This is a genomic window from Calditrichia bacterium, from assembly GCA_020634975.1.
In the GTDB taxonomy this organism is placed as follows: domain Bacteria; phylum Calditrichota; class Calditrichia; order RBG-13-44-9; family J075; genus JACKAQ01.
The window spans coordinates 74,693-101,670 of sequence record JACKAQ010000008.1 but is presented as its reverse complement, the minus strand read 5'-3'; the positions used below and the strand labels follow the sequence as shown (position 1 = coordinate 101,670).

General features: G+C 43.3%; 23 protein-coding genes and 3 pseudogenes. 25 read left to right on the top strand and 1 reads right to left on the bottom strand.

Annotated elements, in window-relative coordinates; all coding sequences use genetic code 11:
* The 11 genes and pseudogenes from H6629_23705 to H6629_23655 all read left to right on the top strand — a co-directional run.
* Window positions 1-839 (top strand): PD40 domain-containing protein (locus tag H6629_23705; GenBank protein ID MCB9070792.1); only part of this gene is annotated, 839 nt, incomplete at its 5' end.
* Window positions 840-1,100: 261 nt separating this feature from the next.
* Entirely contained in the window at window positions 1,101-1,937 is an 837-nt protein-coding gene (locus H6629_23700; protein MCB9070791.1) for an SDR family NAD(P)-dependent oxidoreductase, read from the top strand.
* A gap of 713 nt (window positions 1,938-2,650) precedes the next feature.
* Window positions 2,651-3,670 (top strand): hypothetical protein, encoded by a 1,020-nt coding sequence (locus H6629_23695; protein MCB9070790.1) that lies wholly within the window; start codon window positions 2,651-2,653, stop codon window positions 3,668-3,670.
* Window positions 3,671-3,917: 247 nt separating this feature from the next.
* A pseudogene (locus H6629_23690) lies at window positions 3,918-4,438 on the top strand (dihydrofolate reductase family protein).
* A gap of 301 nt (window positions 4,439-4,739) precedes the next feature.
* On the top strand, window positions 4,740-4,961 hold the full coding sequence (locus H6629_23685; GenBank protein MCB9070789.1) for a hypothetical protein: 222 nt from the start codon (window positions 4,740-4,742) through the stop codon (window positions 4,959-4,961).
* Between the two features lie 362 nt (window positions 4,962-5,323).
* Entirely contained in the window at window positions 5,324-6,121 is a 798-nt protein-coding gene (locus tag H6629_23680) for an MOSC domain-containing protein (GenBank protein ID MCB9070788.1), read from the top strand.
* Between the two features lie 628 nt (window positions 6,122-6,749).
* Window positions 6,750-7,136: a hypothetical protein gene (locus H6629_23675; GenBank protein MCB9070787.1), complete on the top strand. Its 387-nt coding sequence runs from the start codon at window positions 6,750-6,752 to the stop codon at window positions 7,134-7,136.
* Between the two features lie 219 nt (window positions 7,137-7,355).
* The gene (locus tag H6629_23670; GenBank protein MCB9070786.1) at window positions 7,356-7,955 is read left to right on the top strand and encodes a T9SS type A sorting domain-containing protein; all 600 of its coding nucleotides are present in this window, start codon (window positions 7,356-7,358) and stop codon (window positions 7,953-7,955) included.
* 31 nt (window positions 7,956-7,986) lie between these two features.
* Window positions 7,987-8,407, top strand: a pseudogene (locus tag H6629_23665) (DUF2809 domain-containing protein).
* Between the two features lie 378 nt (window positions 8,408-8,785).
* On the top strand, window positions 8,786-10,003 hold the full coding sequence (locus H6629_23660; protein ID MCB9070785.1) for a cation:proton antiporter: 1,218 nt from the start codon (window positions 8,786-8,788) through the stop codon (window positions 10,001-10,003).
* A gap of 189 nt (window positions 10,004-10,192) precedes the next feature.
* Window positions 10,193-10,903, top strand: a complete 711-nt coding sequence (locus H6629_23655; GenBank protein MCB9070784.1) for a DUF4386 domain-containing protein — start codon at window positions 10,193-10,195, stop codon at window positions 10,901-10,903.
* 54 nt (window positions 10,904-10,957) lie between these two features.
* On the opposite strand, the gene H6629_23650 is transcribed toward H6629_23655, so the two are convergent.
* Window positions 10,958-11,416: a hypothetical protein gene (locus H6629_23650; protein ID MCB9070783.1), complete on the bottom strand. Its 459-nt coding sequence runs from the start codon at window positions 11,414-11,416 to the stop codon at window positions 10,958-10,960.
* Window positions 11,417-11,559: 143 nt separating this feature from the next.
* Between H6629_23650 and H6629_23645 the strand changes: the two genes are divergently transcribed.
* From H6629_23645 to arsB, 14 genes and pseudogenes are all read left to right on the top strand, one after another.
* Window positions 11,560-12,597 (top strand): hypothetical protein, encoded by a 1,038-nt coding sequence (locus tag H6629_23645; GenBank protein ID MCB9070782.1) that lies wholly within the window; start codon window positions 11,560-11,562, stop codon window positions 12,595-12,597.
* Window positions 12,598-12,608: 11 nt separating this feature from the next.
* A complete protein-coding gene (locus H6629_23640) occupies window positions 12,609-12,995 on the top strand; it encodes a nuclear transport factor 2 family protein (GenBank protein ID MCB9070781.1) in 387 nt (128 codons plus the stop codon).
* A gap of 117 nt (window positions 12,996-13,112) precedes the next feature.
* Window positions 13,113-14,033: an acetamidase/formamidase family protein gene (locus H6629_23635; protein MCB9070780.1), complete on the top strand. Its 921-nt coding sequence runs from the start codon at window positions 13,113-13,115 to the stop codon at window positions 14,031-14,033.
* 51 nt (window positions 14,034-14,084) lie between these two features.
* Window positions 14,085-15,462 (top strand): annotated as a pseudogene (locus H6629_23630) (Zn-dependent hydrolase).
* Window positions 15,463-15,787: 325 nt separating this feature from the next.
* Window positions 15,788-16,504, top strand: a complete 717-nt coding sequence (locus tag H6629_23625; GenBank protein ID MCB9070779.1) for a hypothetical protein — start codon at window positions 15,788-15,790, stop codon at window positions 16,502-16,504.
* A 35-nt stretch (window positions 16,505-16,539) separates the two neighbouring features.
* The gene (locus tag H6629_23620) at window positions 16,540-17,259 is read left to right on the top strand and encodes a PRC-barrel domain containing protein (protein MCB9070778.1); all 720 of its coding nucleotides are present in this window, start codon (window positions 16,540-16,542) and stop codon (window positions 17,257-17,259) included.
* Between the two features lie 108 nt (window positions 17,260-17,367).
* The gene (locus H6629_23615) at window positions 17,368-18,717 is read left to right on the top strand and encodes a sigma-54-dependent Fis family transcriptional regulator (protein ID MCB9070777.1); all 1,350 of its coding nucleotides are present in this window, start codon (window positions 17,368-17,370) and stop codon (window positions 18,715-18,717) included.
* Window positions 18,718-18,924: 207 nt separating this feature from the next.
* Window positions 18,925-19,203: a GlsB/YeaQ/YmgE family stress response membrane protein gene (locus H6629_23610; protein MCB9070776.1), complete on the top strand. Its 279-nt coding sequence runs from the start codon at window positions 18,925-18,927 to the stop codon at window positions 19,201-19,203.
* Between the two features lie 69 nt (window positions 19,204-19,272).
* Window positions 19,273-20,664, top strand: coding sequence for a PAS domain-containing protein (locus tag H6629_23605; GenBank protein ID MCB9070775.1), 1,392 nt, complete (start codon window positions 19,273-19,275; stop codon window positions 20,662-20,664).
* A gap of 246 nt (window positions 20,665-20,910) precedes the next feature.
* Window positions 20,911-21,441 (top strand): hypothetical protein, encoded by a 531-nt coding sequence (locus H6629_23600; protein ID MCB9070774.1) that lies wholly within the window; start codon window positions 20,911-20,913, stop codon window positions 21,439-21,441.
* 175 nt (window positions 21,442-21,616) lie between these two features.
* Complete coding sequence (locus H6629_23595) at window positions 21,617-24,028, top strand: TonB-dependent receptor (protein MCB9070773.1); 2,412 nt, start codon at window positions 21,617-21,619, stop codon at window positions 24,026-24,028.
* A 123-nt stretch (window positions 24,029-24,151) separates the two neighbouring features.
* A complete protein-coding gene (locus tag H6629_23590; GenBank protein MCB9070772.1) occupies window positions 24,152-24,496 on the top strand; it encodes a winged helix-turn-helix transcriptional regulator in 345 nt (114 codons plus the stop codon).
* A 55-nt stretch (window positions 24,497-24,551) separates the two neighbouring features.
* Complete coding sequence (locus tag H6629_23585) at window positions 24,552-25,856, top strand: permease (protein MCB9070771.1); 1,305 nt, start codon at window positions 24,552-24,554, stop codon at window positions 25,854-25,856.
* Window positions 25,857-25,887: 31 nt separating this feature from the next.
* Window positions 25,888-26,946: an ACR3 family arsenite efflux transporter gene (gene arsB, locus H6629_23580; protein ID MCB9070770.1), complete on the top strand. Its 1,059-nt coding sequence runs from the start codon at window positions 25,888-25,890 to the stop codon at window positions 26,944-26,946.
* Window positions 26,947-26,978 lie beyond the last annotated feature (32 nt).

Here is a 26,978-nt window from a genome sequence, read left to right as displayed (position 1 = left end):
CACAATCAGGTGAAGAAATTTTCTTTTTGGTTAGCGGTTCAAGAGATGTATTTAAAATGAATGCCGATGGTTCAAATCGAATAAATTTAAGTAATACTGATTGCTTATGTGACAATATAGCTGTCTCTCCAGATGGATTACAGGTTTTGTATACTGAATATTGTTATGATGATTCGTCACATTCTCTCATTGTAATTGACTTAACAAACTCTGAAAAGAAAGTTTTGATACAAAAGAATCTAATACTTGACCCAATCTGGTTTCCTGGCGGATCGAAAATATTGTTTTCAGCAAACGACTCGACTTCGTGTGGCGGTCAATTTGTTTGTTCAGATTTATATATAATTGATAGCAATGGAGAAAATCTTTTACAATTAACCTATACGGTAGAGAGCGAATTTGAACCGGCTTTGTCCCCTTCGGCTGATAAAATCGCTTATTGGTGTTCAAAAGGGAATGGTTATGAATCTAATATTTACATCATGGATATGGATGGAAAAAATGCTGTTAAAATCACCGATTGTAACAGAGATTTTCATCCTATCTGGTCACCTGATGGTTCAAAAATTATATTTAAATCGATTCAGGATGATATTGGAGCCGTGTTTATTATTAATAGCGACGGTAGTGACCTCAAAAATATTTCAGAAGGTATATCTAACCTGGTAGGTTTTCATACTTTGTCACCTGATGGTACGAGAATATCATTTGTAGTAGATACAGATGGTGATCTTGTTGGAGATGCAATATATATATTAGATATAGAATCGGGAAATTATCAGAAATTAACGGAAGGTTGGTCATCTCCTCAATGGGCTAACTTAAGGATAGAGGATTAAGTTAAAATAGTTTTGGTGTGCTCTTCCCCCATACAAGCGGTCACGTAGATAAGATGTAAACAAATTATTGGGTTTTGCAGGGCTTTTTCCTTTCTACTCGGCTGCTAACTTTTCGGTCAAGCCGAACCCGCCGGTGTTGGATGATTAACAGGTTTCCGTGAATATACAAAATATTTGGGTCGATTTATGTACGGTGTTTTTGAGCGGGTCGGCTTTACTTTTAGTTAGACCATAAAAAATTCAAATAGGAAGCAATTATTGATGGAAAACAAAATATGCTTGATCACCGGTTGTAACACTGGCATTGGAAAACAGACTGCTATACAATTGGCAAAATTGAATTATACAATTATCACGTTGGTGCGAGATAGTGAAAAATCTAGAATGGCGTTTGAAGACATCAAAACTCGATCAAACAATCAAAACGTCAAAATGTTTTATGTCGATTTTTCATCCCCAGACTCGATAATCAGTGTCGTTGAAAAAGTTAAAGGCGAGTATTCAAAAATTGATGTATTGATTAATAATGCCGGCGTTCTCAAAAGAAATCTTCAAATTGGTTATAAAGGATATGAGATGACAATGGTAGTCAATTATTTCGCACCATTTTTATTGACCAACCTATTGCTGCCATTAATCGAAAAAAGCACTCACGGAAGAATCATAAATCTTTCATCCGAATTATATAAAAAAGGTGAGACCACTATATCAAAGCCTTCTTCTGCCAAAAAGTTCGACGGCAATAAAGTATATGCCGATTCAAAATTATTAATAGTCCTCTTCACAAAAGAATTGGCAAAAAGATTAAACGGTAAAAATATTACAGTAAACTCTGTTCATCCGGGAGTTGTTGGAACTGACGTTTTCAGAGACTATCCAAAATGGTTTAGCAAATTATTAAATTTGTTTATCTCAAAACCAGAGGTCGGTGCTGAACCGATTGTATATTTAGCAACATCGGACGAAGTATCAAATATAACCGGAGAATACTTTTCAAAAACACAACTTTCAAAAACTATCGACATTGTGAATGATGAGAAAGTTGCTGAACAAATATGGAAAGAGACTGAGACGATATTAGAAACCAACAATCAGTAAAATAAGGTCTAACATTTTGTTGCACGCGACGGCTTACGCCGTCGCGGTTGACAACTTCGCTGTCAACTTGTTTTAGATTTTGTTCGTTAATCCGATTACCTTTTCACACCGCGCGTGAAGCAAAGCGTTAGAAGCAGTTTTTATTTTTTTACAAAAGAAAAGACTCAAAAATGGAGTAATTGCCAACGTAGAAATAATAATTGAAAGACGTCAGCTTTTCGTAAGTGAATGCCAATTTGCGGGATAAATATTTAAGAGTCCCGATTCAAAAAGTGTGGTTTTGGCAGGTTTTATTTTTACTTTTTCTGTTTTCTGTCAGTGTTTTGGTCAGTCATAATTTTTTATTTTTCTGTGCAGTGCAAATCAGTTTTTGCGGTTCTAACTGTCGGTTGTACCGGACGCAACCGCGGGACTGTGCTTTCGTTCTAAATTTTAGTTTGTGCAAAATGGTTGTAAAAAATCAACAGATTGTGGTGTGGTGTTGCGCCGGTCCCGAAAAGCATGCCCTGGGCATCACCCGTGTTGTTAGTGCAAGCTCGTGCAGTTTTGGAGTAACTACCTGATAATTAACAACTAATTTTTTACAAATTTCTATACCCATCATTAAAACGCAATGGCATTCTAATATGAGATCCGCACCTTTATTCTTTTCGGTTTTTTTTATTATTGTATCATATCAGCTATCAGCTAAAAGTGTTACCATTCGGAAAATATTGGACAGCAATTTGTTTGAGATCGAAGGCGGGCAGAAAATTCAATTGGCATATATTGACGTGCCTTCAGTAATGGATCCCAATCCCAAAAATCGCTCATATGCGCGCTTCGTCCAACGATATGCCAAGGCTAAATTACTAAATAAATCTGTTGAAATTGAATACATTGTATCAGTTGAGGACGCAACGGACGTTCGCCTAGTTTGCATGTGGAAAAAATATCCTATGCAAACCGTTGATGTTATCAAAGATTATTTGGAAAACGGTTTTGGTAAACTGTTACAACAAACCGGATTGCCCGTTGAGGAAGCTTACTTTGCTGCCGCACAAAAGGCAAAAAGCGGACATCGTGGCGTCTGGAATCCAAATTTTTATAATATCGCTCCCCAAAATATTTATACCACTTACCTGATATTGGGCTACGGCAACGACAACGACGGTTCACCATATAATGAAATAATGCTAAACACAAAGTTATTTGCAAACGACAGTGAGTTTGGTATACAATTGTTAAGGACGTATGGGGAATACTCTTTAGAATACAGCAAACCACAAGATGGCGTACTTTACTATATCATTAGTTTAAATACGGGTTTTTATGGAAAAAACATTGGGTTTGAGCCGGGTTTTTTCTATATACATATTCCCTACGAACGACGTCACCGCAACTTTGCGTTGCCAAACGCCCGATTGAAAATCGGAGATTTGGATAAAGCATATTTCAGTCTGGATTTTCTCACTGATTTTTACTCCCCTTTTTCGATTGGGATAAATGTTGTATCTAATGACAATTGGTATTATAAATTTTGGTTTGGCATAACACCCTTGTCCTTAATTTCGAGCGAAGATAGATGGATGGCAGCCGTAAAATCTGAATTTGCAATTTCAAAGAATTTGTTGTTTAATATACAAGGGCTAATGGTTGACGATCGCTATGACCCAACACGATATGGTTTCCGGGCAGGTATCGGATTTCAGTTTCCCGTAAGTACTCGTAATCCTGATTTTAATCATAATTAGTCAAACATCCGGACGCGAAATTTGGGTCGTACCGGATGCAACTTCCCGGCTGGCAGTTTTGTACTTATTTATAATTTGTGCAAAAAAGTTTAAAATATCAGCAAATTATGGCGTAGTGTTACGCCGGTCCCGAAGGGATGCCTTCGGCATAAACCGTGTTGTTACGCGTAAAACTTGACACTAATGCCAACTTGAAACTGTTTCAAGAGAATAAACTAAAAAAAATAATGACCATTAAAAAGAACATATGAGAAAACTAATTGCAGCATTAAATATGACACTTGACTAATTGCGAGCATTACATCAACATTATACAGAACTATTAGGTCAGGGAGATGCAATTCTATATGGTCGAACAACATATCAACTTATGGAATTCTGGCGAACTATTTTGGATAATCCTTCCGAAGAAAAATCAATGAATGATTTTGCTACGGCTATTGACAAAATACCGAAAATAGTATTCTCGCGCACGATCAAAAATGTAGAATGGGAAAGTGCAACAATTGCAAAACGTGAGTTAAAAGATGAAGTTTTAGAACTCAAGCAACAATCTGGTAAAGATTTTTTGGAAGCCGCAGTTTAATTATACAGCTAATTAAACTTGATTTGATTGATGAATTCCAACTTTGTGTTCATCCTGTTGTTGTAGGTAGCGGTATGCCGTTATTTGAAAACATTGACCAAAGAACTATTTTAAAACTTATAAAGACTAAAATCTTTCGTAGTGGCGCAATAATTCTTTACTATGATCCGAGAAATATTTAAGCTCATGGAAAAAAACAGATATTAGAGATGACAGCGGCAATAACGCATAACCAGCAAATCAACTTGACTACTGTTCTTTCTCGACGGAATTTTGTAAATAGAATGTTTTGGAAGTCAATTTATGTTTATTGATAAAATGGCGTTTAATTTAAAAAATGAGTCCCAATTTTTACGAAAACCGAAATAAAAAAAAACGGTTCTCGGTAATTATACCAATCGTTTTTTAAAATAATAATAATACTTATTGGTGGGCAGGTTATTTACAAAGCTGTGAAAAAGTAAATTTAAAAACGGAGATCAAATGGAATATTTTCGTAAAGTTTTTATCTTTGTTTTTATTCTGTTTGCCACAGTTTCATGCACCTCACCAACTGAAAATAGAACTTCCAATGTTGAGGTGACAATTGAAGCCGGTCAGTTGATAAAAAAAACAATACAGATCAAACAGTTTACATATTTGCTGTTGAGCGCAATATTCTGGCTGTCATTAATTGGGCACCCCATTTTAATAATCCCTCAATAGCCAGGAAAAATTCAATTGCAATCTCCTTATCTGAAATAATTAATGGAAAAAGCGAAACCGTAAAAGAGGGAGATACAATTATTGTTCATTGGTGGACAAATCAATATACCCAGGACAAAAAAATGAATACCGTTTCAATTACACTATAGCCCGCATTTTTAGAGTAATAATATTCATGAGTCCGATTTACGTAAGTAAAATTATTTCCGTGATTTATAAGTTTAGGTTATTTGTAAATCTGAAAGTTTTTGTGATGTTATAGGGTGTAGTTTTTCGTGATAAAAGTCGGATTGTGCGGTAATAAATTTCAGTTGTATCGCCCAATCAGATACAATGTTCATTGATTAAAAGCTATCGATATTATGACAACTATTGGAAATATTGAAAGTATATGGCGGTATCCCGTTAAAAGTATGAGCGGTGAGGAAATAGCAGAAGGTTTTATGGGCTTTTCCGGCTTTTACGGAGATCGATGCTACGCCTTTAGGAATTCCTCTGCACGTAAAGGTTTTCCATATTTGAATGCAACAGCGAATCCGCAAATGTTACGATTTCATCCAAGGTTCCGTTATGCAGATAAAGCCGCCAAACCGCCAAACCTGATGGAGGCGATGCGCATCGAACCCGGTGTAAATCCTGCCAATCCGGATCCCAATGACTTAATTTTGGATGTTGCAACTCCGTCGGGCGACATCCTGTCGATTGACGATCCTGCGTTGATCAAAATGCTGACAACGGGGTTATCCGGTGAAAACCACATAACCTTAGTGCGTTCGGATCGCGCCTTAACAGATTGCCGGCCGGTTTCATTAATCAGTGTACAAACCATCCGCCAGATAGAAACGGAATCAGGAAAAACACTGAACAAACAACGCTTCCGTGCAAATATTTACATCAATCTGTCATCGGAAAAAGGCTTCGCCGAAGATACATTTGTCGGTCGCCGATTGCGTATTGGTGAACGAGCGGAGATTATGGTTTTAGAACGCGATCCTCGCTGCAAAATGATATCGCTCGATCCTGTTACCGGAGAACATAACCCAGAAATTTTACGTCATGTTGCAAAAACGCACGCGAATTTGGCTGGTGTTTATTGCGCCGTTTTGGTTGAAGGCATTTTGAAAAAAGGTGATTCTATAGAACTATTAGAAAATGTATAAACCTGGGAATAATTTCCAACAATACTGCAGCAACGAAAGGGACCTTCATTTGGAAAGCAACAAAGTAGATGAATTTATGGATAACCTGAACCATCCATACAAAGATGGCATTGCGTTTTTACGACAAATCATAAAACAATGTAATGAAAATATCGTCGAAGAAATAAAATGGAATGCCCCAAGCTATCGAATAACTGAACATTTTGCAACATTCAAACTATACCCCCCAAACATATTCAAATTGTATTACATACAGGTGCAAAGAAAAAGAACATCCACAGAAATTCCATTTGGATGACCCCTCAAGTTAATAAAATGGGCAGCACCGGATCGATGCACGATTACGATTAAATCGAATGAAGCAGCAAAAAAAAGTCGGTGAAGAAATCTCAACCATCATAAAAAGTTGGATTAAACAACTGTAATTCAACCATTTCCTTTCTGAGCACCGTCACCCCCGGAGATGGTTGAATTAATTTTCCATTCTCCCACGCTTTCGAATATTTTTTGGGTGTCAATCATCAGTTGCATCTTTTCCCATTTATTTTTATCATTGGTTGGCTTGAATTCAACCACAAAAGAGCGGCAAAAAATGTTCTGTGCAATTTTATAGACAGGTAAATACACTATGGCAAAGCTGATTAAGGCTATTCTTTTTATACTAATTTCAACCGAAATGATTTTTAGTCAGTCTGAGTCCACAATTCTCACGGACAATATCAGACCGAATTGGACAACCAGTGATTCAATCATGTATTTAAACATTCCCGATCGTCCGGCAAATGCGCTAACCGGTTCAGCATTTGTCAATCAGGTAAAAAATTTGAGCATCATCAATCGAGAAATAGCTGTCGTCAGTGAAATTTTATCTGGCAATGTCCCTTCTTTCTCCCGAAAATTAAAAGCCATAACAATCAATCAATCGATCAGCGGTAACAGCTATACGTTAATTTTTATACGCTGTGCGATTATATGGCGATCGGATCGGATCAGGATTATTTTTACATACCAATGACCCCATCCACTGCACAATTTTTGGCAGACAACTTGAATTGCATCCTGCCAACAAAAAAAATGGTAGATATCATATATAATAATGCCGAATTCAAGCTACAGCCTCAACCCATTCCGCCATCGGATACCATGACAACCGTTCCGGTTTTCTGGCAACACACAGGTTTAGTCAAACAACAATTTGATCAATTGGGATTTGACAGATCCGCAAATAACATCGTTGGCGGCACTAAAAAGATATATCATCATCTCAAATAAAATTTATAGTCTGGACAGAAATTATGAACGGGTTGTCATTTATGGCTGGCATTTGGGCGTGAATAATCCCATTCAACCAGTGTATAACGGGCATATAGCCATGTATGCGGATTATTCGCACGGCGTGCGATTGATTTCCAATTTGGCATTCCTCAACGGCGATTCTGTTCAAGTGGAAGACATTTTAACCCAACAAAGTTTGTGGATTTTATTGAGCAATGAAGGTATCATTCCGCAACCTTATTATCCGGATAGCAATTATTTAACCTCGCTGAATGACCATTTTGAAAACGCGCCAATCGATTTTCAATTAAACCAAAATTATCCCAACCCCTTTAACCCGACAACAACCATAAATTACAACCTGTCTAAAAAGGCTTTAGTTGAACTCAGCGTTTTCAACATGCTCGGTCAAAAATTGGTAACTTTGGTTTCCGGCGAACAGTCAGCCGGAAATTATGACATTAATTGGGATGCACAATCATACGCGAGCGGCATTTACATTTACAAGCTGAAGGCTGACCATTTTGAGCAAAGCCGAAAAATGATTTTGCTGCGTTAGGTTTTATTTTCAGCAAATAACCGGGCGCAACATGAGAATTATTGTTGCATTCTGCCATAAAATCAGGTCACTGATACGAAACCAAATCAACATATGCCCCTTCGATTTTCGCTACGCGCTTTTTGATTTTTGCTCTATTTTTGCGATAGAAATAATCATTGCCCTATTTATCCGGGATACATTTATTCGCCCATTTCTGGGTGATGTTCTCGTCGTAATAATGATCTTCTATTTCGTCCGGTCCTTTTGCGAATGCTCATTTTTAAACTTGCTTTTGGTGTCTTACTTTTTCAATACTCATTGAAATTTCGCAATACCTTGATTTGGTAAATATTTTGGGAATCGATGAGTGCGAGATTGCGCATATCATTCTTGGCTCGACCTTCGATTGGCTGGATATTCTTGCGTATCTGTTGGAGTACTACCGGCGTATATTTTTTCGAAAAGCGTAATCGCCACATCAATTGATTAACGGTACATAAAATATCGCTAACAGCTACACACAACGGTTATGCCAAATAGCTCCATATTTTTCAGCAGGACAGAAATTCATACATCTTTTGGACAATTTTTAAAAGAATTTGCTATTGATGTAAAATCATTTAAATCTTTTTTAAAAAAAATACTGTTGATTTTTATAAAGAATTTAATGTTTTCGTCAATTTTTCATGTTGATTTTGGGGAAATTTCAGTAAAAAAGTGGTTCAAGGCTCGATTCAATAATCGAAATCTATTACCTGAATTGTTGAAATAATAGAATTATTGCAACGTTGTCAATTGGTTATTTCTCATATTACGTCACAATCAAAAAAAATTAAGAAATTTGTTCAATGGAACCTATCCTGATTGTTGGCATCATCATCTTTACCGGATTTATTCTGGGTGAAATATGTACTCGTCTCAGATTGCCAAAAGTAACCGGATACATCCTCGCCGGAATCCTTCTAAACCCCGATATAATGCATGTTATTCCAAAAACGTTTATCGAGCACACGGCCCTCATTACCAATTTTTCATTGGCATTTATTACTTTCTCCGTTGGTGGCACCCTCTATTTTCCAAAGGTGAAGCGGTTGGGTAAACCGATAGTGTTTATTACACTATTTGAAGCCGAGTTAGCTTTTATTTGTGTTTCGATTGTTTTCATGATGATTTCGCCGCTGATTATTCCGGCAGAGTCAGGTGGCTTTTTTGCGTTTTATTTACCGCTTTCGCTACTAATTGCCTCATTAGCCTCACCCACAGATCCTTCGGCAACATTGGCGATCGAACACCAATACAAAGCCAAAGGTGAAGTCACATCAACAATAATGGGCGTTGCAGCGTTTGATGATGTTTTGGGCATCATCAATTACAGTTTGGCAATTGCCTTGTCGGGCATGTTTATTTCCAATCAATCCATCGCAATCAGTGCAATCACTCAACCGTTGTTCAGTATTTTCGGTGCAGTGATTTTGGGGTGTATTTTTGGCTATATTTTAAATCTGTTAACCAAATTAATTGACAAAGAAACAGAGAGTGTTTTAATAACACTCATCATCAGCCTTTTGGCATTATGCTACGGTATTGCAAAATATGTATCAGTTGATGAGCTGTTGTCGACAATGACAATGGGTATAATCGTAACAAACTATTCCATCCAAAGAGACAAATTATTCAAAATGCTCGAACGCTATACGGAAGAGCTGATTTTCGTTTTGTTTTTTACAATCAGCGCCCTTCATCTGGATTTTTCGGTGCTATTTTCAAGTTATTGGTTGATAATTTTATTTGTTATCTTTCGATTTATCGGGAAATTTAGCGGAGCTTTTTTGGGTGGTAAATTGTCAAAATCCTCCGAATCCGTTCAAAAATATACCGCCGGCGGGCTGATACCGCAGGGTGGTATCGTAATCGGTTTGGCGCTGGTTATTCAACAAAATCCAACCTTTCAACCACTCGCGGATATAATTATTAACGTTATCATCGGGTCAACAATTGTCCATGAAATTATTGGACCGCTGTTCTCAAAATACGCGTTGAAAAAAGCCGGAGAAATAAATCAATAATTTTTCAGCTCGGATTATCTGATGTATCATTTTTATTTCTTCGAATTCGCTTGAGTTTAGCATTTTAAGATAATGATTACTTTCAGCAGGCATGAATTCCGGATGCTTTTTTGTTTGTAAAAACGCAAAAAATCATTACAATGACCTTCGAGAAATCCAATGAAAACCTCACTCGCTGGAGAAAACCTGATGAAGAATACGATTACAGAAACGCCATACCGCACTATTGCGCGAATTACCGGAATTTTGTATTTGATAATAATTGTTTGTGCAGGATTCAGTGAAGGATTTGTTCGTGGCAATTTAATTGTTCACGGTGATGCAACGGCAACAGCCAATAATATTATGGCTTCCGAATTTCTGTTCCGTATCGGGTTCGCCAGCGATTTGATCGCATTTTTGTGTGATGCAGTTGTGTCTATTCTGTTTTATGTGTTGCTCAAACCGGTCAATAAAACGCTATCGCTGATTGCCGCGACGTTGCGGATATTGGCACATCCCGCAATTGCAAGTGTCAATATGTTGAATCATTTTATTTCGTTGGAGTTACTGAGCGGTGCGGATTATCTGAATACTTTCGGGGCGGATCAAATCAATAGTTTAGTGCTGCTATTTTTGGAAATGCACGGCATCGGCTATCTGATTGCCGGCGCTTTTTTTGGCATTCACTGTGTTATTCTCGGCTACCTCATTTTCAAATCGAACCTTTTTCCGGGTGTTTTGGGGATTTTTTTAATGATCGCAGCTGTTGGCTATCTGTTGAACAGTTTTGGCATATTCCTCTTTCCGGCACATGAGACATTTTTTGCAAATATTGTTGTTTTACCAGCCGTTATCGCGGAGCTTTCGCTTTGCATTTGGCTGTTGGTAAAAGGGGTTAAAGAACAGCGGATTGTCTGATAATCTGATTTTTAACAACATCATTTTGGCAACAGAAGTTGATTTTCAGGCAACCTAATGATACAAATTTCGGCTTTCGGGTGCGGATAAGCCATCCGGTGTAAAATCACCGTTGCTTTTGCACCATTGAATTCGCTGAATTGCCGAACCGGTCCAGGTGGTTTGGACAATCGTACCGTATTCATTTTTGGCAGTATTTTGGATTGTATTCTCATTCAAATCGAGTAAAAAATAATTATCCGCATCGCCAATCCGATATTGCAGGGCAATTTTTTTGATTTCGGGATGAAATTGAATGGCTTTTTCCAATTCAAGTGCAGCAGCTTTTAGCGAAAATTCCTGTCCGTTATTCTCCACCGGAATTATGAAAAAATCCTGTGGCGGCGCAATAATGACACCCGAAAGATCATCGCGGGTGCTGTCCGAATTACCGGAAAACGCAGCGTAAACCATCAATCCAAAAAACAAAACAAATACTGCGGCAACCACTTTTTTTATATCAAATTGCATCATTTTATTTCCTTTTTGGATTGAATATATCGAATTTATCAGGTGAAACAAGCTGAATCGCGATTGTTAAAATTAATTCAAATCCCGGTTACAATAAACATCTTCCAATAAATTGAATCAACATTATAACAGCAGAATCACTTCAAATGAAAAACCTTTGGTTACTCCTCATCCTCTTTTCGATTCAGCATCTCGCATTTTCGCAGGAATATAAGACGATTGAAATTGTTAACATAATTGACACAAACCTGTTCCTCTCAAAAAAAGGGCAATTTGTCAAATTAGCCAATGTGGAAACGGTTCCGATTTCTGCGGACGACAGCGGTTTGTCAAAAAAGATCATCAAATATGCCGAAAAAATGTTGAAAAATCAGCCGCTTAAATACACCGAAACGCAACAGGAAAACTCCGGCGACACGCTGTTTGTCCATTTGTATCAACGCTTTTTGGTGCCGAACAAATGCTTCAACATCGAATATTTGAAAGCGGGATTCGGCAGATATGCAAACACCGGCGATGGCAACGACATTGAAACATACGTTACGGCTGAACAATTCGCGAGATCCCGCAATAGAGGGATTTGGAAAAATCAATTGGTTACCGGCATTCCCAATCCTGATGACGCATACAGCATTCACTTCCGCTATTCAAATTCGATGAGAGAACGAGGCGGTGACCGACCATTCCGGGTGTTCAATTTGAATTACGATGATTTTTCGGGGAAACACAGATTACGGTTGAATTTTTCGAGCATTTTCAATCGCCACACCACAAATTCGGTGGATGATGTAATTGTTTCCGCCAGATTTTACAACCGCAGAAAATGTGCTGCAGTTGATTTTGGATTGGTTTATGCCCATCAGTTTACCGGTGAAGCCAGGGGGAAAATCCTGTTACCCGTGGTGGGTTTTGAATATGGCGACCTCGATAAAATGTTTACATCCTTCCACATTGTCGATGAAATTTTGTTGACTGGATTAACCTGGGGAATGAATTTCCGGTTCAACAATCCGATTGGCATTCTGACCGTTGGAGAATCTTTTGGAACGGATAAATGGATGCCATTTGCCAAATTGAAATTCAGTTTGGCAGATGTGATGGTCATTGATTTTCAGGGAAAATATCATTTCGGGAAAAAATACGGAAGTTTTACCTTTGGATTTGGCACTATTTTAAATCATTAAATGGAGAAAATATGGCACAAAATACAGCAATGAACAAACAAAATGCGATGGCATTTTACGATCTGATGTTCAATCAATGCGAGCCGGAAGCCGCGATTAAGCAATTCACCGGTGATGTGTATATCCAGCATAATCCCCATGTCGGCGATGGAAAAGCGGCATTCATTGAATATTTTCAACGGATGGCAAAGGAATATCCCGGCAAAAAAGTGCACTTCAAACGCGCCATCGCCGAGAACGATTTGGTGGTGTTGCACTGCTTTCAGGAATGGCCAAACGACCACAATTATGCCGGCATCGATATTTTCCGGTTCGATGAAAACGGGAAAATTGTTGAACATTGGGATGTGCTGCAAATAATTCCCGATACTTTTGCCCATGATAACGGGATGTTTTAAACCGCCAATTAACCGACAAGTTGTCACAAAGAATAATTTCTGGCTTGGTTTCCGCTGCGTTTTATCATTTCTTGATAATATCGATACTCGAAACAGCGGTCAAACAGAATATTTGTGATGAAATTTCAAACGATACACTCCAAACACCATCATTTTAAATGGGATAATTCCCGGCAGCCTGTGTTAACGATTGCGCCGGGCGACACCGTCGATTTCGAAATATTGGAAGCATCCGGCGGGCGCATTCGTCCGGATTCAACGGCAGCAGATATCCTCAATCTCGATTCGGACGTTGCCAATCCCGTAACCGGTCCGGTGTTTATCGATAGCGCTGAACCGGGCGATACGCTGGTTGTCGACGTCCTCGATTGCCAAATCAGCCAATGGGGATGGACGGGCATCATCCCGGGATTCGGGTTGCTGGCAAATGATTTTAGTGAACCGTATTTGCATCACTCCCGCTATTCATCTGATTTTATTGAATTTACACCGGACATAAAAATCCCCACCCGACCGTTTCCGGGCACCATCGGGATTGCGCCGGCTGCGGCTGGCGAATTTTCGACCATCCCGCCGTTGCCCATTGGCGGCAACATCGATTGCCGGGATTTGACCATCGGTGCCCGCTTATTTTTGCCGGTTCAGGTATCGGGAGCCCTTTTTTCCGTTGGCGATACGCACGCAGCACAGGGCGATGGCGAGGTTTGCGGCACCGCCATCGAATCGCCGATGACGATACGCCTCAGGTTTTCGCTGATCAAACAGCAGCAATCGCGTTTTCCGCGACTTTTGGTGAACAAAGAACCGGCACACGCATCCCAAAAATATGTTGTAACGCTCGGGATCGCGGATTCGCTGATGAACGCCGCAACCGAAGCCATCCGCGAGATGATCGATCATCTCATGAAAACATACGGTTTGAGCGCAGAACTCGCGTATTGTTTGTGCAGCGTTGCGGTTCATTTAAAAATCACTGAAGTGGTGAATGCCCCAAACTGGGTTGTCGGCGCGTATTTGCCAACAAACATGTTCAAATGACATTATTCGGATACTTAAAAATTTACAATACAAAAAAGGAAACAACGCATCATGGCGAAAATATACAATATTAATCTCCAACGGGTTGAAAACGATTTATACGAACTGGCCAAAATCGGCTATAATCCGGAAGACAAAGGCATTTATCGCCCCGGCTTAACTGATGCTGACATGGAAGGGCGCAGATGGCTGATGAAAAAATTTCGTGAAAACGGCATGACGGCGCGGATGGATGGTGCCGGGAATGTCATCGGTCGATTGGGCGACCCGGATAAACCTGCTGTGGTCATCGGATCACACACGGATTCCGTGCCCAGCGGCGGCATGTTCGACGGGACATTGGGTGTCATTGGCGGGCTGGAATGTGTTCGCATTATCAACGAGCAGAATATTGCATTAAACCACCCCATCGAAGTGATCGCAACCAGCGAAGAAGAAGGGCGTTTTGGCGGCATGTTCGGTGCGCAGGCCATCGTCGGTGATCTTACGCCGTCGTGGATCGAAACCGCCCGTTCCGCCGATGGCGAATATTTGATCGACGCATTGCGAAATTTCGATTTGCACCCGCACGACGCGCTGCATGCCCGCCGGGAACCGGCATCAATGCTAACGTATCTGGAATTGCATATCGAACAGGGACCGGTTCTCGATTTGGAAAAAATACCCATCGGCGTTGTGGAAGGCATTTCAGGTGTGTTCAAATGGATGGTCCGGTTGATCGGAAAAGCGGATCACGCCGGAACCGCACCGATGCACATGCGCAGCGATGCTTTTATGGGGCTGGCGGATTTCGGGCACGAAATTTACCGGATCATCGATGAAGAAGGTTCAGACAAAAGTCGCTTGACCGTCGGGAAAGTGGATTTAAAACCCGGTTTTGCGCACACCATTCCCGGGGAAGTCGATTTTACGCTGGTTGGCCGGGATATTGACGAAGACGTGATGCGCCAGCTTGCCGCTGCATGTCGGCGGGTATTATCCGCCATTGCCCGTAAACACCGGCTGATGTTTGAATATGAAGAACGCAGCTGGCTTTCGCCGCAGGATTGCCACCCGGATGTGATTTCCGCATTTGAAAAATCCACAAAAAAACTGGGCTACGATTACAAAAAATGCCCAGCGGTGCCGGACATGATGTCCAGTTTTTGCAAAAATTACCCCGTCCGGAATGATTTTTGTGCCCAGTGTTGGCGGTGTCAGCCATGCTCCGGACGAATGGACGCATTGGCAGGATGTCGAGAAAAGGCATAAACGTGCTGCTAAACACGGCTGTAGATATCGCGCAACAGGAAACCCCATTCAGCCTGTAGCGCCAATTTTTTGCCGCCCTCTCCCCCACTTCTTATCTCCGGCAATTATTCTCAAAATGAAATCATTTCTATTTCATTTTGAGAATTTCCCTCGCCCAAATTCAATAAAAACAAGCTAAATCCACTATTTTTCTTTTGGCATAAAACTTGAAGTATTGTAGACCAAAAGCCAAAAGGAGGTGATACGATGCCCTGTGGCAAAAAGCGAAAACGCAAAAAAATCTCAACTCACAAACGAAAAAAACGCATGCGGAAAAATCGCCATAAGAAAAATGGCAAATGGGATTAATGGATTTGTGCCATCAAATCCCGGCACAGATACATTCAACGGAATTGTGTAACCCGGAGATTCATGCGAAAACGTGAATCTCCGGTGAATTATCACAACTGCACCAGATCGCTATCCAAATACCATTTAACAGAAGAAATGACAATCTATAAATTATGAATTTATCGACCACTCAAAAATCAGGCACTGACAAAATTTTATACCGCCAACAAAAATCGCAACATTCAATCGCATTTAAAGATCTGAAAAAGTTCAAATTACAAACAGAAAATGGCGATGCGGGACAAATTCACGATTTGTATTTTGACGACAGTTCGTGGGCAATAAAATATGTGGTTATCGATTCCGGCGGCTGGTTTCCCGGTAAAAGACTGATTTTGCCGGTTTCGGAAATTGGCGATGCGGTGGAAGCTTTGCAGATTATCCGCGTCAATCTTCGGCGGGAAGATATCGAAAACGGACCCGGAATTGATGAGGTAAAGCCGGTTTCCCGGCAAATTGTGCGCACGCTGATCAGTCATCACAAAGTGCTGATCCTGCTGCCAACGGACAATCATTATTTGCCAAACTGGCTTATCAAAATCCTGAAAGCCGTTTCGTCCCAAACCGAAAAAATGCCGGCGCCGGCTGCCGGGCATCACCAACTCCGCAGCGCCCGGGAAATTGTTGGCTACAACGTTATTTATAATGATGAAAAAATCGGTTTTCTGAGCGATTTGATTGTGAACACGGTTGACTGGACGATTCCCTCGATCGTTGCAAAACAACGCAAACCGCTGATGGAAACATCGGTTCTCATGCTGTCCCCAGAGCATGTGGAAACTTTTGATTGGGCTGGTCACCAGATCGAACTATCTGACCCGCCGGTTTAAGCGATCGCAAAAATAAATCAGCAAAGGAATACGATATGTTAAGAAGTATGAACAAACTGCTCGCGACACACATTGCGGCAACTGATGGAAATATCGGAACATTGTTCGATGTTTATCTGGACGATGTTTTTTGGAAAATCCGCTATTTTGTTGTGGATACGGGCAACTGGCTGCCCGGAAAACGGGTGCTCATCGCGCCGCAATCGATTCTGGAAATGCCGGATAATCCGCCAAAAGTTATCCCCCTGAACCTCACCTGCCAACAGGTGGAAGACAGTCCGTCGTATAACACCGAAAAACCGATCTCCCGGCAATACGAAATTTCGTTACACCAATATTATCAGTGGAGCGGATATTGGCTGCTCGGCAATCCGTACGGCATTTTGACGCCATATCACAATATTCCCGACCCGGAAAAAGCGGCAGCCGAAGAATTATCAACTGCGCCGGAACACACTAACGAACACCTGCGGAGCGGAGTGGAAATTATGCGTTATTATGTGGATGCTTGCAACGGAAATATCGGGCATGTGGAGGATTTTTTGATCGAGGATGAGGACTGGCGCATCAATTACCTGATTCTGGACACCCGGAACTGGTGGCCGGGCGGAAAAAAAGTGGCCATCGCCCAACACTGGATCGAAAATGTGGACTGGAACAGCTCGCTGATAAAAGTGGAATTGAGCAAAGAAGTTGTGAAAAACAGTCCGGAATTCTCGTATGAAAATGTCAATCAGAAAGAAATCAAAGTTTAATGGGTCGTCAATCGGCAAATTGGTAATTCGGGTTTAAGGTATGATTTTTGGGTAATATGCATTAAATTATGCAAAACAGAAATCAAAAACCCAAAACCTGATTGATCGATGAAAAAAGGTCGTTTGCTAATAATAGATGACGAACCCGAGTTGCGAAAGCTGATGACACGGCTGTTCCGGCTCGAACATTATGATGTGTGGGACGTTGCGACGGAGCGTGAAGGCTGTGACATTCTCGCGGATGAGGATATTCACGTGATCCTTTGTGATGTAATGCTCGGCAACGTCAACGGCATTGAGCTTCTCCCCAAATTCAAAGAAATCAATCCTTTATGCGAAGTTGTAATGATGACCGCATTTGGCTCCATCGAAGACGGTGTGCAGGCCATCAAAACCGGCGCGTTCGATTACATCACCAAAGGCGATGACGACAACAAAGTGCTGCCCGTCGTTGAGCGGGCAATGAGCCGTGCGAAAATGGCGTACAAACTTGCTCGGCTGGAAGCACAACTGGATCAGCGATTCGGTTTCGAAAACCTGATCGGCGAATCCCAACCGCTGCATGATGCTATCAACATTGCCAAAAAAGTAGCCGAAACCAACACACCGGTGCTACTGGTTGGCGAAACCGGTACCGGAAAAGAGCTGTTTGCACAGGCGATTCACTATTCCGGCGATCGCGCTTCCAAACCCTTTGTTGCGGTCAATTGCAGCGCCTTTGCCAGAGATTTGCTGGAATCGGAAATGTTCGGCTACAAAGCCGGCGCATTCACCGGGGCGAACAAAAACAAAAAAGGATTGTTTGAAGAAGCTGACGAAGGCAGCATTTTTCTGGACGAAATTGGCAAAATGGATGTAAAACTGCAGGCAAAACTGCTGCGGGTTTTGGAAAGCCAATCCTTTATAAAACAAGGAGATACAAAACAAACAATTGTGGATGTCCGCATCATTGCCGCAACCAACCTCAATCTGGAAAAAGAGATCAACATTGGAAATTTCAGGGATGATTTGTATTACCGCATCAGCGTGATGAAAATCCGCATTCCGCCGCTTCGCGAACGCCTTTCCGATATTCCCGCCCTCACCCGGTTTTTTGTCGATCATTTTGCCCGAAAAATGAATCGCAATATCACAGCCGTCGAGCCGAAATTTTTAGAAAAATTACAACAATACAAATTTCCCGGTAACATTCGCGAACTGCGTAACGTGATTGAACGCTGCATCATTCTCAACGAAGGGCAAACGCTGAAAGCATCCGGGTTACCGGCAGAGTTTCACAATTTGGATTTTTCAGCCAAAACATCTGGCGAAACTGGCGCAATTTCGTTGAGCGAAATGGAAAAACGACACATTCAGCATGTGCTCGAAATGTGCAACGGCAACAAAACCCGCGCAGCAAAAATGCTGGGTATCGGCACCGCAACCCTCTATCGTAAAATAGACAGTTACGGCATTTAACGCTTCTCCCCTCCCCTTTTTTGATCTATCAATATGAAATTCAGTTTCATTCTGATAGAATTTCCAACATCCCACCGCAATTCAATTAATCACCTAAATTCAATATTTACAGTATCTTTGCCGAAAACTCGCAATTCTGGCATGTTTGTTGATTTATTCTATCGTAAGTTCAGAAAATATATCCATTTACTGAAAACGGAGAAAATAATGACACTTATCAATTTTTTATTGTTACTGCTCATCGCGGGTATTTGCGGCGCCATTGGAAAAATGTTTGGCGGCTATTCTCGTGGTGGATTCCTGTTCTCGATTGGCGTTGGATTTTTGGGCGCCGTCATCGGTTCGTGGCTCGCACGCCAGTTAACTTTGCCAAAGATATTTGTCCTGGAAATTGGCAGCAACACTTTTCCAGTTGCCTGGGCAATTATCGGCTCAATTTTGCTGGTCGCGTTACTCGGTGCCGTTTTCCGCAGTCGCGGCGCGTGATAATTTATGCTAACATTGTGGCAACCGGTTTAAAATCGGTTGCCTTTTAATTTATAATTGATCAGACAAATGATTTCGATTAAGTCCAAAATGATCCGGTTTTTCGGAGCGCTATTATTTTTGTTGTTACTGATCGCAGGTTACGCGACCTATCAAATTCACGAAATCGATCAAACAAACGACGAAAACCAACGCACCAACGCAAAAGCAGCCAAAACCATTCAGTCAATGATCCATTTGTTGAACGAATTGCAGCATCTGCAAATCCAATTTTTGTTTCTCTCCACTCGCGAATCTGACATTCGGCAGCATTTTGCAAACCAATCACGGACGCTGCGATCCCGTTTTTGGCAGGATTTTTCAGTTGCGGAACATAATATCCGCACCGCGGAAGATCGCCAATTAATCGAACAGCTCAGGATTGTGTTCCGAAATTATGGTGCGCGAACAGACAGTTTATTGATGACACCAAACGTGGACGCCTCAACTGCATACCATCGGTCACAAGAATATTTTCAGGCATCAAAGACTTTATTAACATCGCTTTACGAAAGCGATAATTTGTTTGTCAAAAGCACGTTTTTGACTTCGCAATACACGTTCAAACGTTTGCTGCTGATTTTTGGCAGCGTCTGCGTTTTGGGAATATTGCTATCGATCGTTTTTTCCGTGCATGTGCGCCGATTGCTGATTTACCCATTTACAGAATTAACCCACAAAATCAACGCTTTTTCCGAACGAAATTACGATATGCTGGCATCCGAAAAAATGCCGCTTGAATTTCATCCGTTGATGTCCGCTTTTAACGAAATGGCAGAGCGATTGAAAAAGTATGAAAATACAACGCTCTCAAAACTGTCGAGTGAAAAGCACCGGCTGGAAGGATTGATCAATCATTTGAACGATGTTATCGTGTTGCTGGATCAGGACAAACGTATTCTCTCGATGAACCGCCTCGCGGAAAAGCTGTTCCAAATTCCGAAAAAACAATTGGTTGGGGAATATATTTCGGATGTGGCGATTCACAACAATATCATGCTGGAAACGATCCGGCGATTGATTCCGGCAAAAGATCAGCCGAAATCGCAGCTCCCGATGACCATCAGCATCGAAAACGCTCAACAAACAATTTCATTTCTGCCGGAACTGATCTCGATTTATCCCGAAAATGCGAATTCAGATGCGCCGAAATTAATCGGCTATCTCATTTTTCTGAAGGATATTACGGAAATTCAAGAATCGAATAATGAGAAAAAACGATTCATTTCGTATCTTTCACATGAAATCAAAACACCGGTTTCGTCCATCAACATCAGCACCAAATTGCTGAACGATGCGCGACTCGGTAACCTCACCAACGAGCAGGTTGAATTGGTTGAAACCATTGAAAAGCAATCACAACGCCTGCTCAATCTCGCCAACGAAATCAGCACTTTTGAATCAAAATTTAAATCGAATTAGCTATTGTTTGATGGCAACGGTGGAAAAGCCAAACGTCGATTTTAGCTCGCGAACAACCTCAAAATATGATGCTTCATTTCGTTGGCGATGCACACATCAACAAATGCCGTCAATTGTTTCGCTCCACTAAATTGCACCCGTGGGTGACGTTGCAGTGTATCATTGAACCAATTGTGACGAAAGAAAAAATAACAGCATGCGCGAGGCACTTGGAATGGACCCAAAAATTTTGTAAAATCACGCCTTATGCGAACCGTCATTTCACTATTGTTGCTGTTCCTGCTGTTTCAGCCATCGGCTTATGTGGCGTTTTTCAAATTGCAACAGCATCACATCCGCAAAGAAATCAAACAGAAAATCAAACGCGGCGTTCCCGATGACGAATTGGTGCTGCTGAAAATCGCCAAAAACTCCGACATCGCATCGGACAATTTTTTCCGGCTGATGTTCGAAAATGAGATCCGGCTGGACGGCAATATGTACGACATCGTCCGGCAGGAAGATCGCGGCGACACAACCTGGTATTTTTGCATCCTCGATGACAAAGAAACCGGGCTTTTCACCAATCTGGATGGCTGGGTAAAACGCGAATTCGATAAAAACTCCGATCGCAAAAGCAATAATGACCGGCGACTGCAATCGCTGAGCCTGTGGTTTTTCGGGCAAACCGGCGATGACCGCGCGATCAAACCACATTTTTCGATTGCTGAACATCCATATGTTTTCCGGTCAAAAACCTGGTTTTCCCAACCCTCTCCCCCACCACCTCAAAGTTAACCCGCACAATTTTGCAACTTGCAGCGATTTCCGGTAGAATTTCAACCGCGCTGCATTTTCGATATTTTTGCCGATGCGGTAATTATACACCTGCGTACGCTCAAATTGTTGCGCCTGTGGCATTGCCGCAACCGGAATTTTACAACCGAATCAACATCCGTTCGAGGTTAACAGAATGAGGTACAGGATATTTTTATATCTTATTATTGCGATAGTTACATCAATTGCCGGTGCGCAGACACTCACTATTCGGGATAAACTTACCGGCGAACCGTTGGAGCAGGTAACCATCTATTCCGAACAACCGAACGCTGCGACGGTTACGGATAACCGCGGTCACGCTGAAATTTCTGCGTTCAAAACGGCTGCGAACATCCTGATCGAGCGGGTCGGGTATCGCCCGGTTGCGCTCAGTTACGAACAGCTCGCGGAAATCGGGTTTACATTGCAACTGGAACAGGCACCTTTTTCGATGAGCGAGGTGGTCGTTTCCGCATCGCGGTGGGCGCAGGAAAAGCGCGATATTCCCACAAAAGTCGTCAGCATCCGTTCGGCGGATATGAAGCTGCAAAATCCCCAAACGGCGGCGGATTTGCTGAGCACTTCCGGCGAAGTGTTTGTCCAAAAAAGCCAGCTCGGCGGCGGCAGCCCGATGATCCGCGGCTTCGCCACCAATCGCGTATTAATTGCCGTGGACGGCGTGCGGATGAACACCGCCATTTTTCGCAGCGGTAATTTGCAGAACGTGATTTCGCTCGATCCGTTTGCGACGCAGAGAACCGAGATCACTTTCGGTCCGGGTTCGGTGATGTACGGCAGCGATGCCATCAGCGCGGTGATGGGTTTTTACACGCTCTCCCCGCTGTTCGCCAGCAACGGGAAAACGCATGTTGCCGGGAATGCGGCGATGCGCACATCCAGCGCAAATTTCGAAAAAACCGGACATGCGGATATCGCTTTCGGCGGAAAAAAATGGGCGTTTCTGACCAGCGCAACGGTCACGGATTACAACGATCAGCGAATGGGCAGCAACGGACCGGATGAATATTTGCGCCGCGAATATGTTGCCACAATCGACGGGCGAGACAGCACCATCGCCAATCCCGATCCGGAAGAGCAGGTGTCAACCGGGTTCCGGCAGCTCAACCTGATGCAAAAAATCCGCTTCAAACCTGCCGAAAATTGGGATTTAAATCTGGGCATTCATTATTCCGGCACATCCGATTATCCGCGATACGACCGGCTGCTGCGCTATCGCGGCGACAATTTGCGCTCCGCAGAGTGGTATTACGGCCCGCAAATCTGGTCGATGAATGCGCTGAACATTCTGCACAGCGGCAGCAATCGCTGGTACGACAATTTCAGCGCGACAGCGGCGTATCATTTCTTCAAAGAGAGCCGGCATGACCGCGATTTCCGGAGTAGTGAACGGCATCACCGCACGGAAACGGTGGATGTTTTCACCGCCAATCTCGATTTCGAAAAAGGCTGGAAACAACGCCATTTATTGTTTTACGGGGTAGAAGCCGTGTTCAACACCGTCGGTTCCACCGGCGAGGACGAGGATATTTCTACTGGCATCCGTCAGCCCGGACCTTCGCGCTATCCGGACGGCGCGAAATGGCATTCGTACGCGGCATATCTCAATTACCGGCTAAAAGCCAGCCAAAAACTGACGCTTCAGGCCGGCACGCGGTTCAATGTTGTGACGCTGGATGCCACGTTCGATACCACATTTTACCCTTTCCCGTTCACAACTGCCGAAACGGAAAACGGCGCGGTAATCGGCAGTTTTGGCGCGGCGTACAAACCAGCGGATGATTGGCAGTTCAACGCCAATTTATCAACCGGTTTCCGCGCCCCGAATGTGGATGATGTCGGCAAAATTTTCGATTCCGAACCCGGTGCTGTGGTAGTGCCCAATCCCGGACTGGAACCGGAATATGCCTACAATGCCGAATTGGGGATCAGCAAAATATTCGGTGATGTTGTCAAATTGGACGTCGCCGGGTATTACACCTTGCTGAACAACGCCATGGTGCGGCGAGATTTCACGCTGAACGGGCAGGACAGCATCGTGTACGACGGCGAGTTGAGCCGCGTTTTTGCGTTGCAAAATGCAGCCGAAGCCACCGTTCGCGGTGTGGAATTTGGAGTGGAAATGCGACTGCCCGGTGGGGTGGACCTGCTCTCGCGGTTCAGTTACCAGCGCGGCGAAGAAGAGCTCGACGATGGCAGCACAGCGCCGCTACGCCACGCAGCGCCGTGGTTTGGCGCAACCCACCTCACTTACAGCCGCAGCCGTTTGAAAGCGGATCTATACGCCATTTACAATGGCGAAATCGCCTATGAAGATTTGGCGCCGGAGGAGCAATCGAAAGATTATATTTACGCCATCGACGATAACGGCAACCCGTATTCGCCGGGATGGTTCACCCTGAACCTGAAATCCGTCATTCAGCTCAACGATGCGTTGAAACTGAGCGCCGGAGTGGAAAATATTCTCGATAAGCGCTATCGCCCGTATTCATCGGGAATAGTTGCTGCCGGACGCAATTTTATTGCGGCGATGTATTTCACATTTTAAACAATGGGTGTGCGGAGATTTTGCTTCGCACACCCCGTTTTTTTCGCCAAAAATTTCAATCAGATATTGACAGTTAACCATTTCATTTTTACATTTCGCCAGTTATCGAAATGAGGTGACAAAATGCGCGAATTGACCAAAATATTTAAAGCACTATCCGACTCAAACCGGCTGCGGATTCTCAAAATGCTGGAGATCCGGGCGTTGTGCGTTTGCGAAATCACCGAAATATTGCAACTTGCGCCATCGACCGTTTCCAAACATCTGGCTATTTTGCGCGATGCTAATCTCATTACCGACAGCAAAGAGGGCAAATGGGTAAATTATGCCCTGAACACCGCGGAACGAACGGATTATGTTGCTGATTTGCTACCGATTTTAGCCGGTTGGCTCCCCGATGACAGCACGGTTGAAACGGATGCCCAAAAAGTAAGATCTGTCGATCGTTTCAAACTTTGCGGCGTCTGATTTTTTTTTCGATCGATAATTCGATATGTGGCGAAATATAAATGTGAGATTTACCATGAGTTGGCGGGAAGAATACAAAATATTACTGTGGATAACCGGCGGATTTTTGTTGGCCTTTTTTCTGCCCACCGAGAATATCCTTTTTAAAGATGCGCTGTTTTCCGCGTTTTCATTGCTGAAATGGTATGCGCAGGAGCATGTGCTGCTCTGCCTCGTTCCGGCGTTTTTTATCGCCGGTGTGATCGCCGTTTTTGTGAGCCAGGGCGCGGTGATCAAATATTTTGGCGCAGACGCTAAAAAGTGGGTATCATACCTTATTGCGTCGGTTTCCGGCAGCATTCTCGCGGTCTGTTCCTGCACGGTGTTGCCGCTGTTTTCCGGGATTCACAAACGCGGCGCGGGTTTGGGTCCGGCTATCGCGTTTCTCTATTCGGGTCCGTCGATCAATATTCTGGCGATCATTTTAACCGCCCGGATTTTGGGGATGGAGCTGGGCATCGCCCGGGTGATCGGCGCTGTGACTTTCAGCGTGGTCATCGGTTTGGTGATGCACCTGATCTACCGGAAAGAGGAAGCCGAACGCAGCGCCGGACAACTATCGCTCCCCCAACCGGATTCCGGGCGACCGCTCTGGCAGACAGCGTTTTTGTTTGCGGTGCTGGTTTTCCTGCTCATTTTTGCAACATGGGGCAAACCGGATGTTACGGAAGGATTTTTCTACCAAATATTTGCCATAAAATGGTGGCTGACCGGCATTTTCGGACTACTGCTGGCTGTCGCGTTGGTGTTTGTGTTGCACATTCGCCGATGGTTTGTGGTTTCGGGCGTTGCAATTGTCGCAGCGCTGGCGTTGATATTTCCCGAATATCCGCTCATTTCGTTTACGGCTGGCGTGATTGCGCTTAGCGTGATCATCTCCATTTCGCCGGGAGAACCGGAGGAGTGGATGCAATCCAGTTGGGATTTTGCGAAGCAAATTATGCCGCTGCTGGGCGCGGGTGTGTTGGTCGCAGGTTTTTTATTGGGTGACGCAACCGGCGGTTCCGGCATCATTCCCGGTGAATGGATTTCCGGGCTGGTGGGCGGCAACTCGATATTTGCCAATTTTTTTGCCGCGATTGTCGGTGCTTTCATGTATTTCGCAACATTAACGGAAATCCCGATTTTACAAGGGCTTATGCAAGCCGGAATGGGCAAAGGTCCGGCGCTGGCGTTGCTGTTGGCCGGTCCGGCGCTGTCGCTGCCAAATATGCTGGTGATCCGCAGCGTCATCGGCACCCAAAAAACGGCGGTTTACGTTGCGCTGGTGGTGGTGATGGCAACGTTCAGCGGGTTGATTTACGGTAGTTTTTTCGGATAATTATTATTTTCGAAATAGAAAGGAATGTTCGATGGCCAAAACGGGCAAACGGTTATCATTTATAGATCGCTTTTTGACGCTGTGGATTTTTGTGGCGATGTTCATCGGTGTTTCCGCCGGCTATTTCTACTCCGGAATTGCCGGATTCTGGGACCAATTTTCGGTGGGAACGACCAATATTCCAATCGCAGTCGGGTTAATTTTGATGATGTATCCACCGCTGGCGAAAGTCAATTACGAAAAATTGGGCGAGGTTTTCCGCAACTGGCGGGTGCTCGGGCTTTCGCTGGTGCAAAACTGGCTGATCGGTCCAACGCTGATGTTTGCGCTGGCGGTGCTGTTTTTGCGGGACGAGCCGCACTACATGGTCGGGCTGATTTTGATCGGGCTGGCGCGCTGCATCGCGATGGTCATCGTGTGGAACGAACTCGCCAAAGGCGACAACGAATACGCCGCCGGTTTGGTGGCATTCAACTCCATTTTCCAGGTGTTGTTTTATACGGTTTATGCCTGGTTTTTTATTGAAATTTTGCCCAAATGGCTGGGAATGGACGGCGCAATCGTGAATATTTCGATGGGACAAATTGCCGAATCCGTTTTCATTTATCTCGGTATTCCGTTGTTTGCGGGGATGATTACCCGACTGGTTTTGGTGAAGAAAAAAGGGGCGGAATGGTATCGCAGCAAATTTATCCCGGTGATTTCGCCGATGACCCTCATCGCGCTGCTGTTCACTATTTTTGTGATGTTTTCGATGAAAGGCGAGCTGATTGTGCAATTGCCGACGGACATTTTGCGAATCGCCGTGCCGTTAGTGATCTATTTTGTGATCATGTTTTTTGTATCCTTTTGGATGGGCAAAAAAATCGGGGCGGATTATTCCAAAACCACAACGATTGCCTTCACCGCCGCATCCAATAATTTTGAACTGGCGATTGCCGTTGCGATTGCCGCATTTGGCATCAGCTCCGGCGAGGCGTTTACGGCAGTCATCGGGCCGTTGGTGGAAGTGCCGGTGCTGATCGCATTGGTAAACGTTGCGCTCATTTTCCAGAAAAAATATTTTACTGCAACTGCGGCAAATATTTGATAAAATCTGGATTTTCAGCCACAGATGAACAC